At 41.3% G+C, this 13,699-nt stretch carries 10 protein-coding genes; 3 read left to right on the top strand and 7 right to left on the bottom strand.

Annotated elements, in window-relative coordinates; translation table 11 throughout:
* Window positions 1–5 precede the first annotated feature (5 nt).
* Together P20439_RS02020 and acs are read right to left on the bottom strand one after the other, a co-directional pair.
* Entirely contained in the window at window positions 6–656 is a 651-nt protein-coding gene (locus P20439_RS02020; RefSeq protein WP_008111545.1) for a response regulator transcription factor, read from the bottom strand.
* A gap of 92 nt (window positions 657–748) precedes the next feature.
* Complete coding sequence (acs, locus tag P20439_RS02025; protein WP_008464207.1) at window positions 749–2,689, bottom strand: acetate--CoA ligase; 1,941 nt, start codon at window positions 2,687–2,689, stop codon at window positions 749–751.
* A 417-nt stretch (window positions 2,690–3,106) separates the two neighbouring features.
* Between acs and P20439_RS02030 the strand changes: the two genes are divergently transcribed.
* Both P20439_RS02030 and P20439_RS02035 read left to right on the top strand, forming a co-directional pair.
* Complete coding sequence (locus P20439_RS02030) at window positions 3,107–4,267, top strand: DcaP family trimeric outer membrane transporter (RefSeq protein ID WP_008111542.1); 1,161 nt, start codon at window positions 3,107–3,109, stop codon at window positions 4,265–4,267.
* 202 nt (window positions 4,268–4,469) lie between these two features.
* Window positions 4,470–6,590 (top strand): TonB-dependent siderophore receptor, encoded by a 2,121-nt coding sequence (locus P20439_RS02035; protein WP_008464209.1) that lies wholly within the window; start codon window positions 4,470–4,472, stop codon window positions 6,588–6,590.
* 308 nt (window positions 6,591–6,898) lie between these two features.
* On the opposite strand, the gene recA is transcribed toward P20439_RS02035, so the two are convergent.
* Together recA and P20439_RS02045 are read right to left on the bottom strand one after the other, a co-directional pair.
* Window positions 6,899–7,942 (bottom strand): recombinase RecA, encoded by a 1,044-nt coding sequence (gene recA / locus P20439_RS02040; protein ID WP_008110343.1) that lies wholly within the window; start codon window positions 7,940–7,942, stop codon window positions 6,899–6,901.
* 68 nt (window positions 7,943–8,010) lie between these two features.
* Complete coding sequence (locus tag P20439_RS02045) at window positions 8,011–8,499, bottom strand: CinA family protein (protein ID WP_008110341.1); 489 nt, start codon at window positions 8,497–8,499, stop codon at window positions 8,011–8,013.
* 21 nt (window positions 8,500–8,520) lie between these two features.
* On the opposite strand from P20439_RS02045, the gene mutS reads away from it, so the two are divergent.
* Window positions 8,521–11,106 (top strand): DNA mismatch repair protein MutS, encoded by a 2,586-nt coding sequence (mutS, locus tag P20439_RS02050; protein ID WP_008464211.1) that lies wholly within the window; start codon window positions 8,521–8,523, stop codon window positions 11,104–11,106.
* A 57-nt stretch (window positions 11,107–11,163) separates the two neighbouring features.
* Here the strand turns inward: mutS and rpoS are convergent, their stop codons facing one another.
* From rpoS to P20439_RS02065, 3 genes are all read right to left on the bottom strand, one after another.
* Complete coding sequence (gene rpoS / locus P20439_RS02055) at window positions 11,164–12,135, bottom strand: RNA polymerase sigma factor RpoS (protein WP_008464213.1); 972 nt, start codon at window positions 12,133–12,135, stop codon at window positions 11,164–11,166.
* A 117-nt stretch (window positions 12,136–12,252) separates the two neighbouring features.
* Complete coding sequence (locus P20439_RS02060) at window positions 12,253–13,077, bottom strand: peptidoglycan DD-metalloendopeptidase family protein (RefSeq protein WP_008464215.1); 825 nt, start codon at window positions 13,075–13,077, stop codon at window positions 12,253–12,255.
* A 41-nt stretch (window positions 13,078–13,118) separates the two neighbouring features.
* Window positions 13,119–13,697 carry a YqaA family protein gene (locus P20439_RS02065; RefSeq protein WP_008464217.1) on the bottom strand — a complete coding sequence of 193 codons (579 nt, stop codon included), beginning with the start codon at window positions 13,695–13,697 and terminating at the stop codon, window positions 13,119–13,121.
* Window positions 13,698–13,699: the final 2 nt, after the last annotated feature.

Consider the following 13,699-nt stretch of genomic DNA (forward strand, 5'->3'; position numbering starts at 1 on the left):
TCTGCTTAGGCTTGCTCTATGGGTTCTAGTTGTAGTTTTGCAGCAATTAAAACAGCTTGAGTTCGGTTATAAACACCGAGTTTTCTAAATATGGCAGTAATGTGTGCTTTGACTGTGGCTTCTGAAATGTGAAGTTCGTACGCAATTTGTTTATTCAGTAAACCTTCGTGCAAATATTGTAAAACGCGGTATTGCTGTGGAGTAAGTGATGCCACTTGTGCGGCAATTTCTCTATCTGCGCCTTCGATTTCAGCCACTTTACTTTTTAGCTCGGTTGGCAGCCAAGTATCGCCTTCAAGTATTTGGTTAATTGCGTTGGCAATATCGTCAGATGATGAAGACTTAGGAATAAACCCCATTGCCCCATAACCCATAACTTTCGAAACAATATTTACATCTTCACTACCCGAAACCACCGCAATAGGTAAGCTTGGGTAATCTTCACGTATACGGATCAAGCCGTATAAGTCACCGTTACCTGGCATGTGTAAATCTAGTAGTAATATATCAAGATCTTCTTGTTCGCTTAACACCTGCAATGTGCTATCAAAATCCGCTGATTCAAATACTTCCAAACCCGCAAACTTTGCACTCAAAGCGCCCTTTAGTGCTTCACGAAATAACGGATGATCGTCCGCTATTAAAAACTGACTCATTGTTCACTCCCAAAAATTCGGCTGCTGTCCAATAGACAACAGCCGATATACTACGTTTAGAATCAACTTCTAATCAAGCTTTTAACGCGAAATTAACGATTTAATCGATTTTCTACTAGCTCATCAACCACTGACGGATCAGCAAGTGTTGAGGTATCACCAAGCTGTTGGTACTCATTTGCCGCGATTTTACGTAAAATACGACGCATAATTTTGCCAGAACGTGTTTTTGGTAAACCTGGCGACCATTGAATCATATCGGGTGATGCTATTGGGCTTAGCTCTTTACGTACCCAATTACGGATCTCTTTGGTCAGCTCATCACTCACAGTAACGCCTTCATTAGGAGTTATGTAAACGTAAATACCTTGGCCTTTAATATCATGTGGGTAACCTACCACTGCCGCTTCAGCTACAGCTTCATGAGCAACTAATGCGCTTTCAATTTCAGCAGTACCTAAACGGTGCCCAGACACATTAAGTACGTCATCAACGCGTCCTGTGATCCAATAATCACCGTCTTCATCGCGACGACAACCGTCACCAGTAAAGTACACACCAGGATAAGCGCTAAAGTAGGTTTGTTCAAAGCGCTCATGGTCGCCATACACTGTTCGTGCTTGTGAAGGCCAGCTATCTAAAATCACAAGGTTACCGTCAACCGCACCTTCTAATGTATTGCCTTCAGCATCAAATAACGCCGGTGCAATACCAAAGAATGGACGAGTTGCAGAGCCAGGTTTCATATCGGTTGCACCTGGTAATGGCGCAATCATGATGCCACCGGTTTCAGTTTGCCACCAAGTATCTACAATTGGACAATTAGATTTACCAATTTTTTCATAGTACCAGGTCCATGCTTCTGGATTGATTGGCTCACCCACAGAACCTAAAATGCGCAAGCTGTCGCGATGTGAGCTGGCAATCGGCTCTTCGCCTTTGGCCATCAATGCACGAATGGCAGTAGGTGCTGTGTATAAAATTGTCACGTTATGTTTATCAACCACTTCACCCATACGACCAGCAGTTGGGTAAGTTGGTACGCCTTCAAATACGACTTGCGTACACCCATTAACGAGCGGCCCGTAAGCAATATAACTGTGACCTGTGATCCAGCCAACATCAGCACTACACCAAAAAATATCATCGTCTTTTAAATCAAAAATGTATTCGTGGGTCATAGATGAATAGACTAAATAGCCACCGGTGGTATGAACCACACCTTTAGGCTGACCCGTAGAACCCGAGGTATACAGAATAAACAGCGGGTCTTCAGCATTCATGTGTTCAGGTTCGCACTCTGGCGCTTGATCTGCAACTAAGTCATGCCACCAAATATCATGGTCGTGCCAATCAACATCGCCTGACGTTAGTTTATGTACCACTACATGTTCAACAGTGGTGACTGAATCTTGTAATACGGCTTCATCTACATTGGCTTTGAGCGGAACACAATTACCTGCACGTCGGCCTTCATCTGACGTGATCACCACTTTAGCGCCCGAGTCGTTAATACGATCCGCAATAGCTGACGGTGAAAAACCACCAAAAATAACTGAATGAATTGCGCCTATACGAGCACAAGCCTGCATTGCATATATAGCTTGTGGGCTCATTGGCATGTAAATGGCAACACGGTCACCTTTTTTCACACCCAACTTTTTTAAACCATTGGCAAATTTAGCAACTTCATCATGTAGTTGTTGGTAGGTAATATTTTCGCTTTGCGAGGGATCATCGCCTTCCCAAATTAACGCTACTTTATCTGCTTTTGTTTTTAAGTGACGATCAATACAGTTATATGAGGCATTAAGGTAGCCATCTTCATACCATTTGATATTGATATGGCCTTTATCAAATGAAGTGTTTTTTACTTTTGAATATGGAGTAAACCAGTCAAGACGCTTACCGTGCTCAGCCCAAAACCCTTCAGGGTCCTCAATAGACTGTTTATACATCGTATTATATTTTTCATTATCGACGAGCGCTGCGTTTTTAATGTGCGCAGGAACTGGATAGATACTTTGTGACATATTAGTCTCCAATTTATATTACTTGCCTTAGGCTTTTCATCAAGGATTACTCAGCAGTGCACTATTAAATATTAGACATTAGTTGTATCTGAGTTCAAACAACGATTATCTTATCTATAATCCTCATGGCTACACCCTATTTACATAAAAAACATACTATTAAATAAAAGTATATGAACACTCAATAATTATTAAACCTTAGTCTAATAGACTAATAGTTGATTGAGTAAATTGTGTACATATACAACAGTAGCTTGAATATTTAAAAACTTTGATTGTTTATTAATAATTCGTATTTACTAACAAATTAGATTAAAGATAATTAAATTCAATCTGTTAGTACTATATAAGTAACACACATTAATACATATCATAAGCAAACAACATACAACAAGTAGCCTATAAAAGGACGCAACAATGAAATTTACTCCAATTAAAACACTGGCAGCTAGTGCTGTACTATGTGCACTTTCTAGCACAGCTTATGCTGCAAAAATAGGTGATACAGAATTTACCTACGGTGGATACATTAAACTCGACGCAATGTGGAGTGACTACTCAGCAGGCGCTCCTGCGGGCACCAGTGTTGGCCGTGATTTTTATGTGCCAAGTACACTAACCGTTGGTAACGATAATAGTTCAGACGCCGTATTTGATATGCACGCTCGTGAGTCACGTTTTAATTTTGGAACTGCTACCTTATTAGATAACGGTAAAACGGTTAAAACTAAAATAGAGCTAGACTTTTTATTGTCAGCTCCTGGCGGCAACGAGCGTGTGTCTAATTCATACTCTCCGCGCATTCGCCATGCATTTATCTCATATGATGGCTGGTTATTTGGTCAAACATGGTCAAACTTTCAAAACGTCGGTGCATTACCAGAAGCACTTGATTTTGTTGGTCCTGCAGAAGGCACGGTGTTTGTTCGTCAATCTCAAATTAAATACACTACGGGTGCATGGTCATTCTCGTTAGAGAACCCAGAAAGCACAATTACTACAGCCGGCGGTGGCATGGCCGTAACTGATGATGCCTCATTACCTGACTTTACCGCACGCTACACCCATAATGCTGATTGGGGTAACTTTGTAGTAACAGCCCTTGCTCGTCAACTGACCTACAAAGTAGGTGGTGTTGATGCCGATGAAACCTCATTTGGTGTTAGTGCATCGGGTATGGTGAAGCTTGGTGAAGACAATCTAAAATTTATGCTTACCCAAGGTAAAGGACTAGGTCGTTATGTGGGTCTAAACGTAGCACGTGGTGCGGTTCTTAATGGTGATGACCTAGATGCGATTGATTCAACATCTGGTTTTATTGCGTATCAACATAAGTGGAACAGCCAGTGGCGCTCTACTTTCTTATATTCGTTCTTGTCTGCTGATAATGATGAAAACCTACTTGCAATGTATGGCGACCCTACAGAATCAAGCCAAAGCTACAGCGCAAATATTTTATACTCACCGGTTAAACGTCTAACCTTTGGCGCTGAATTTAAACATGCAGAACGCGAGCTTGAAAGTGGCGTAGATGGCGATCTAGATCGTTTACAATTTTCTGTAAAGTATGCGTTTTAATTTCCTAACCAATTAAAATACTGATTTACTTCCTGAGCGGCTTCGGCCGCTTTTTTTGTTTTTAACCAGAGCTCAAGTTAACCAAATCCATGCGCTTTACTTAAAAAATATTAAAGACGTGTAAAATACCCAGCAAACGCAATTGCAAATCACTCTCATTTAGATTAAATTACCACCCACATTTAATCTTATGGGAAACATGATGCTGTACAAACATAAAAACTCTGCATTTAAACTGAGTCTACTTACTTCACTGGTTTTATCTGGGCATGCTGTTGCAAACGACACGCAAGACGACCTACCTTTAGAAAAAATTGCCGTTTATGGGCAACATCATAAAAATTATATTACCGAAGAAGCACAGTCAGCGACTAAGCTAGGTTTAACCATTAAAGAAACTCCGCAATCAATTTCTGTTGTCTCACGCGCGTTGATGGATGACTTTTCACTTGATGATATTAATGCGGTATTAGAAAGCACCCCAGGCGTAACAGTGGAACAAATAGAAACCGATCGTACTTACTTTAAAGCCCGTGGTTTTGAAATAACTAACTTTTTAATCGATGGCTTAGGCACACCGCAAACCTCTGGTTCAATTCAAGGGACACTTGATACTGCAATTTACGACCGTGTTGAAATTGTACGTGGTGCCAATGGCATGATGACCGGTGCAGGTAACCCATCAGCGACTGTTAATATGGTGCTAAAAAAGCCAACCTACACAACACAAGTTCATGCATCGGTTTCTTATGGTTCGTGGAATAACAAACGTGTAGATATTGATGTTTCCACACCGATTAACGACGAGCATGCTGTCCGTGCTGTATTTACTAAGCAAGATAAAGAGTCATATCTAGACCGCTACGAAACCGATAAAACCATTGCCTACCTTGCCTATGAAGGAAAGCTAACCGACGATACACTTCTGAACATTAACTACGTAAACCAACAAAAAGATGCCGACAGCCCTCTATGGGGCGCGCTACCGCTTTATTACACAGATGGCTCCCCCACTAACTATGATGAGTCAACTAGTACAGCTGCAGATTGCTCGTATTGGGATAATAGCGCTGAACGTATCTATGTAACTCTTGAGCAAAATTTATCGGCTACCTGGGTCGCTAAAGCCCGTTATGCCCACATAAAGAATGAACAAAATTCTGAATTATTTTATGTGTATGGTACCCCAGATAAAGAAACTGGTTTAGGTTTAACCGGCTATGCGAGTCGTTATGATTACAAAGACACCCAAGATTTGTTTGACTTATATGCCAGCGGTAAATTTGAGTTATTTTCACTAGAGCACGACTTATCATTCGGTATTAGCCAAGCAAACATGGACTTTAATGACCAATCGCTTTATGACTACAGCACAGGAAATGGTTTCCCTGCGATGCCTGATTTAGCGACTTGGGATGGTGTTATCCCTGAGGCAACACTGGTTGATTCGCCTAACGGCAGTGATGTACAAAATACACAAAGATCTGCCTATATTTCAACTCGTATTAAACTAGCAGAGCCATTAAGCATTTTGGCAGGCGTTCGCTATACCGATTGGGAAACTAAAGGTACTGCTTATAGTGTCGTGCAAACCCGCGATGACTCAGAGGTTATTCCTTACATTGGTACGGTGTACGATTTTACTGAGTCGTTATCAGCGTATGCTAGCTACACCGAAACGTTTGTGCCACAAAAAGAGTTAGACATTAACGCTGAGCAACTGGCTCCGGTTATTGGTAAAAGTGCTGAAGTTGGTTTAAAAGCACAACTTTTAGATGAGCAAGTATTTGTAACACTGGCCTATTTTGATGCTAAGCAAGATGGACTTGCTGTTGCACTTCCGGGCTCCCTTCCAAGCGATACGCGTTATTACGCTGCAGATGGTATTAACAGTGATGGTTTCGAAATTGAATTAAGCGGTCGCTTAACTGATGATTTAAGTGCCAGCATCAGCTTCAGTAATTTAAGTATTGATGGTGATGAACTCGTTAAAGATTACACCCCAGAAAACCAATTAAAAATGGCAGCCACTTATCAAGTGCCATTTATTGATGGTTTAACCTTAGGTGCTAATTACCGCTGGCAAGATTCTATTAGCCGTGTGCAAGTAAAAGATCCAGCAGGCAACGCATTGGCAACTACAAAACAAGATGCTTATGGCTTATTAGATTTAATGGCCACCTACGAAATTACTCAAAACGTCGGTGTTACCTTTAATGTTAATAACAGTACTGATGAAAAGTACATAAACAGCCTTTATTGGGAGCAAGGTTACTACGGGGCACCGCGTAACTACTCATTGTCAGTTAACTGGCAGCTATAAAGCTAACTAACCTGAGCTCCGGATAATAAACTTATCTCAAGCAGCTGTTTTCAGCGCTAACTGCGTTGAATTTACTTGCAATAGACCAGCTATTGACGCGTAAATTCGCCTTGTTTTCACTGAAAACCTCTGGCTAGAGAAAATAAAATTAAATATAACGATGATTCAATATGTTAGTAAATCTCTTAACCAGAGTTCAGGTTAACTAGGTTTTAAGTCACTTTATAGCAAACAATAAAAAAGCGCTAACCTAATGGTTAGCGCTTTTTTTTAAGCTCGGGTCAAATCAAGCTTTAAAACAAATGGGCTTAAAGGTCGCCTTCATCACCTAATACGTCTTCGCCATCTTCTGGCTCAACCGTTGCTTTTAGCAATAGCATCTCTCGTAATTTACCTTCAATTTCATCTGCAATTTCAGGGTTTTCTTTAAGGAACTTAATCGAATTAGACTTACCTTGGCCAACTTTGTTGCCATTGTAACTGTACCAAGCACCCGCTTTTTCAACAATTTTGTGCTTAACACCTAAATCAATCAGCTCGCCCTGCTTAGAAATACCTTCGCCATACATAATGATAAATTCAGCTTGTTTGAACGGCGGTGCAACTTTGTTTTTCACAATTTTAACGCGCGTTTCATTACCAACAACTTCATCGCCTTCTTTTACCGAACCAATACGGCGAATATCAATACGTACAGAGGCGTAAAATTTCAGGGCATTACCACCAGTTGTTGTTTCAGGGTTACCAAACATTACACCAATTTTCATACGGATTTGGTTAATGAAAATACATAGTGTGTTTGAACGCTTAATGTTACCTGTAAGCTTACGTAATGCTTGTGACATTAAACGTGCTTGTAGACCCATGTGTGAATCACCCATGTCGCCTTCAATCTCAGCTTTTGGTGTCAATGCTGCAACCGAATCGACAATCACTACATCAACCGCGCTTGAACGCACTAACATGTCACAAATTTCCAGTGCTTGCTCACCTGTATCTGGTTGAGATACCAGTAACTCATCAATGTTAACACCTAGTTTTTGTGCATAAATTGGATCAAGAGCATGCTCAGCATCAACAAAGGCACAGGTTTTACCTTCTTTTTGAGCTTCAGCGATAACTTGCAATGTTAGCGTTGTTTTACCTGATGACTCTGGGCCATATACTTCAACAATACGCCCCATCGGCAAGCCGCCTATGCCTAAGGCAATATCAATACCTAGCGAGCCTGTTGATACAGCGTCAATGTTTAACGCTTTATTGTCACCCAATTTCATGATTGAGCCTTTACCAAATTGACGTTCAATTTGTGATAAAGCTGCGTCCAACGCTTTTTGTTTGTTATCGTTCATTTTCTTCTCCAAATCCAGCTAATGCAGACAAGTATACTGTATGAAATCACAGTATCAAGCTAATTTTATTATTTTATCTTCTCTATTATGATTTTTAAAGAAAATACAATAGCTTGCAGCCTAACTTGCGCCCTGTTACCATTAAATACTTGTTCAAACGTCCAGTGTTTACCGTTAATTTGCAGTCCAAACCACACGAGCCCTACCAGTTTGCCCTCAGTAGCACCACCGGGTCCTGCAATCCCTGAAATAGCAATGCCAATATCAGCATTTGCAGCCTTACAAGCGCCTGCTGCCATCTCAATGACTGTTTGTTCGCTCACCGCGCCAAATTCCTCTAGGGTATCATGCTTCACATTGAGTAATTCATGCTTTGCGTTATTGCTATAAGTGACAAATGCACGGTCAATATATGCTGAGCTGCCTGGGGTATCGGTAAGCGAATAACTCACTCCACCACCAGTACATGATTCAGCGGTAGTGATCCATAAGCGTTTATCCGTTAAAATAGCGCCTAATTGCGCAGCAAGTGTCTTAATCTCTTGATGTAATTCCATATTCAGCCTTTGGGTAAATACATGTCGTTTGATCTTTATGCACCGCACACTATAAAACAACAAACCCCTATGATGCAGCAGTATCTAAAAATAAAATCAGAGCATCGCGATATTTTATTGTTTTATCGGATGGGGGATTTTTATGAACTCTTTTTTGATGACGCAAAACGCGCCGCGCAGTTGCTTGATATTTCACAAACACACCGAGGCAAAGCAGGGGGCGATCCTATTCCTATGGCGGGCGTGCCTTATCATGCGGTAGAAAACTACTTAGCCCGCTTAGTACAAATGGGCGAGTCGGTGGCTATTTGTGAACAAGTGGGCGACCCTGCCACCAGCAAAGGCCCTGTTGAGCGCAAAGTAGTCCGTATTGTAACCCCAGGAACTATTTCTGACGAAGCCTTATTACAAGAGCGCCAAGACAACTTACTAACCAGTGTTTGGCAAAATAAAAAAGGTCAATACGGTGTTGCGTATCTTGATATCAACTCTGGGCGCTTCAATGTTGTTGAAGTAAACACTGATGAAGCATTTAGCTCAACCCTACAACGCTTAGCCCCTGCTGAATTACTATATAGTGAACACTTTGAAAACACTCATTTAATTGAACATATTAAGGGAGCACGTCGTCGCCCTGATTGGGAGTTTGACCTTGATACCGCGCAACACTTACTCTGTGAGCAGTTTGGTACCAAAGATTTAGTTGGTTTTGGTGTCGATAAAGCACATAGCGCCTTGGTAGCGGCAGGCTGTTTAATGCAGTACGTAAAAGATACCCAGCGTATTGCATTACCACACATTCGTGCAATTACTCTTGAGCATAACGAACATGCGGTTATTTTGGATGCGCCAACTCGCAAAAACCTTGAACTTACCGTTAATCTATCAGGTGGCTTTGAAAATACCCTTGCTCAAGTGCTTGATAAAACAGCCACAGCGATGGGCTCACGATTACTGAAGCGCCGTATTCATACCCCTATTCGTAATAAAGACGAGTTAAATTCTCGTCTAAATGCCATTAGTGCTATTTTAGATGTGCAATTATGCAGTGAGCTGCATGACGCTCTTAGAGATATTGGTGATATAGAACGTGTAATTGCTCGTTTGGCATTACACACTGCTCGCCCACGTGATTTAACAAGACTTCGTAGTACGCTTCAAGCATTAGCACCGCTACATAGCTTATTAAACGATGCCACAGATGCGCGTATTTCTCATATTATTGCCCACTCTAAAGAGCTCCCCGAGCTTCAAGCATTACTTGAACGTGCAGTGATTGATAACCCACCAGTGTTAATTCGTGATGGTGGTGTTATTGCGCCAGGGTATAACAGCGAACTCGATGAGTGGCGTAATTTAAGCCAAGGTGCAACCGATGTGCTTGAACAACTAGAGCAACGCGAACGTGAACGCACGGGCATTAGTACGCTTAAAATTGGTTACAACCGCGTGCATGGCTTTTTTATTGAAGTGAGCCGCGCTAACTCGCATTTAGTCCCTGCAGATTACATTCGTCGTCAAACGTTAAAAAATAACGAGCGCTATATAATTCCAGAGCTTAAAGAGCACGAAGATAAAGTGCTTGGCAGCCAATCAAAAGCGCTGGCACTGGAAAAACAGCTATACGAACAGTTATTTGAATTTATAGCGCCGCATATTGAGCAGCTACAAATAATGGCCTCAGTCATTGCCGATTTAGATGTACTGAACAATTTAGCAGAGCGTGCCCAAACACTTAATTATGCCAAGCCAGAGCTTTGCGATAACGATAATATTAGCATTAAACAAGGCCGCCATCCTGTGGTTGAGCAAGTAATGAAAGACCCGTTTATTGCCAATCCTGTAGAACTCAATAGCCAGCGTAAAATGTTGATAATTACCGGCCCTAACATGGGCGGTAAATCAACTTACATGCGCCAAACTGCCCTTATTGTGCTTATGGCGCACATTGGCTGTTATGTCCCTGCCGATAGCGCTAAAATTGGTAATATTGATAGAATATTTACCCGTATTGGCGCTAGTGACGACTTAGCATCTGGGCGCTCTACCTTTATGGTTGAAATGACAGAAACTGCGGCAATCTTAAATAATGCCACCGCACAATCATTGGTATTAATGGATGAAATAGGCCGAGGAACCAGTACTTACGATGGTTTATCACTGGCATACGCGACGGCGGATCATCTCGCTTCAAAAATCGCGGCTAAAACTCTGTTCGCAACCCATTACTTTGAACTCACTGAGCTTGCAGAACAAACACCTGGGCTGGTTAATGTGCACCTAGATGCTATTGAACACAATGATACCATTGCCTTTATGCATACTGTATTAGATGGCGCAGCGAGTAAGAGTTTTGGTTTACAAGTAGCAGCTCTGGCCGGCGTGCCTAAAGCGGTTATAGCCCAAGCAAAACAAAAGCTAAGCTTGCTTGAAAACCATCAAAGTGTCACAACAGTCACCACAGAGCAGCAGGTTTTACCGTTTGATAGTGAACCACAAACCACTCAACCAAGTGAATTGGAGCAACAAATGAGCGCGATAGACCCTGATAACCTATCACCGCGTCAGGCGCATGAACTGCTTTATAAATTAAAAGCACTGTTTTAAACGCAAACAGCCCGACTTAAAAAGTCGGGCTGTATTTAATTTTATTGCGTGTTTAGATTAAGCGAACTGTTCAAATAAGCTCTCAGTACTTAACCCTTCTTGTTGCAAAATATCTTTTAACCGACGTAGCGCCTCAACCTGTATTTGGCGAACTCTTTCACGGGTTAACCCAATTTCACGGCCCACATCTTCAAGCGTTGAAGGCTCATAACCGAGTAAACCAAAGCGACGTGCCAGTACTTCGCGCTGCTTAGGATTCAATTCACCTAACCAGTCAATAATATGCGTATTCATATCATTGCTTTGTACTTCACCTTCAGGACCGACATTTTTTTCGTCGGCAATCACATCTAACAATGCACTGTCGTTTTCACCACCAATAGGCATATCTACAGACGCTATTTTTTCATTTAGGCGAAGCATTTTTGTTACATCTTCGACTGGTCTGTCTAAGCTTTCTGCTATTTCTTCTGCGGTTGGCTCATGATCAAGCTTTTGCGTTAGCTCACGGGCTGTACGTAAATAAACGTTAAGCTCTTTAACTACATGAATAGGTAAACGAATAGTACGGGTTTGATTCATTATTGCCCGTTCAATAGTTTGGCGTATCCACCATGTGGCATAAGTAGAAAATCGAAAACCACGTTCAGGATCAAACTTTTCAACCGCCCGGATCAGCCCTAGATTACCTTCTTCAATTAAATCAAGTAAAGCAAGCCCACGATTGTTGTATCTACGCGCAATTTTTACAACTAAGCGTAAGTTACTTTCGATCATGCGTTTTCGGGAGGCTTCGCAGCCTTTCAGCGATTTTCGTGCAAAAAATACTTCTTCTTCTGCACTTAATAGAGGGGAAAAACCAATCTCGCCTAAGTATAACTGGGTGGCGTCGAGGTTTTTAGTGACTTCTTCTTTTACAAATACATCTTCATCTTCCACGTCATCAAGTAACTTCGTTGTCTCCTCTACTTTAGAGTCGTCAAACTTATCATCAGTGGGGGTTTTCTCAGCTTTTGCTACATCAGCCATAAGACTTCTCCTGAGCAAGCTATCAATAACTTTATGATTAAGGTCTGTAGTCGTTTTATTAGCTTTTGCTGTATTAGCCATGAGCCTTCTCCAGAACAGTCAATCAATTCCTTCAGTTCAGGGTAGGTACTTAGCTGGGTTAACAGCTTTTCCTCGATAACGAATTTCAAAACGAAGTGCCGTTACTGAAGACTCTGAATTACCAATTTCTGCTATTTTTTGTCCCGCCTTCACTATTTGCTTTTCTTTCACAAGTAACGTTGAATTATGTGCATAAGCACTTAGGTAATCATCGTTATGTTTCAAAATAATTAAATTACCGTAACCTCTTAGCGCACTTCCCGCGTAAACTACTGTTCCTTTTGCCGCGGCGAGTACGGTAGTACCCTTTTTATTAGCAATCTGTAGGCCTTTATAACCATTTTCCTTGTTAGAAAAGCGTTTTGTTATTTTACCTTTAGCAGGCCAAAACCAACTCAACTTTTTAGTTGAAGAACCTTGAGACTGACTAATTTTTTGGTTAGCTTGTTTTTGAACATACCTACGTTTTTTCGGCTTATCAAGCTCTTTCTTTAATTTTCTGTTACTTTTTTGTAAATGAGAAGGCTTTTTAGCAGCTTTCTTTTTATGCTTTTTTTGTGTAACCCTTGACCTGCTTGGTTCTAAAATGGATACAACCTGACCAGGAACAATAGTGTAAGGTGATGGAATTGAATTATTTTTTGCAAGTTCTCTGAAATCTTTTCCAGCACTAAAAGCAATCGAATAAAGTGTATCGCCTTTTTGTACCGTGTACTTACCACCGTTAATATTAATCCGTGAAGGATAGTCATTAATATTATTATTTAAACTACTTACAGGAGCGGGAACATGGCGAGACGAGCATGCACAAAGCAAAACACTAATAAATAAAGCAACATAACAGCGTATTTGTTTATTCAATGTGTTTTGCCCTCTGTTTTAATATCATTATATTATGGCTATTATCGCAACAATAGGTACGCAACAGCGATTAAAGCAACCACTGCCCAGCCAAGTACTTCAATATATTGACGTAATTTTTGTTCCATTTTAACTCCGCCCCATTTCATTAAAGCAGAAACTAAAAAGAAACGCGCGCCACGGCCAACAGCAGAAGCAATAATAAAAGGTAAAAACGCCATTTGTAATACACCAGCGCCAATGGTGAACACTTTATAAGGAATAGGCGAAAATCCCGCTATAAATACCACCCAAACACCATAATCTTTGAACCATGCAAGCGCCGTATTAAATTTATCTTGCCATTGCATTTGCGCAATAAAGGGCTCTACAACCGGTTCAAACAACCAAAATCCAAGCAGGTAACCTAGCACGCCGCCGAGCACAGACGCAACCGTGGCAAAGCTTGCAAATCGCCATGCCTTACTCGGTTGCGCTAGCGACATGGGGGCTAACATTACATCGGGTGGGACCGGAAAAAATACCGATTCGGCAAAGCTCATTCCTGCTAAATAACGTTCTGCATGGCGGTGTTTAGCCCACACTAGCGCCATATCGTATAACTTGGTAAACAACTTCAAAA

It is taken from the genome of Pseudoalteromonas sp. BSi20439 (assembly GCF_000241165.1).
GTDB lineage: Bacteria > Pseudomonadota > Gammaproteobacteria > Enterobacterales > Alteromonadaceae > Pseudoalteromonas.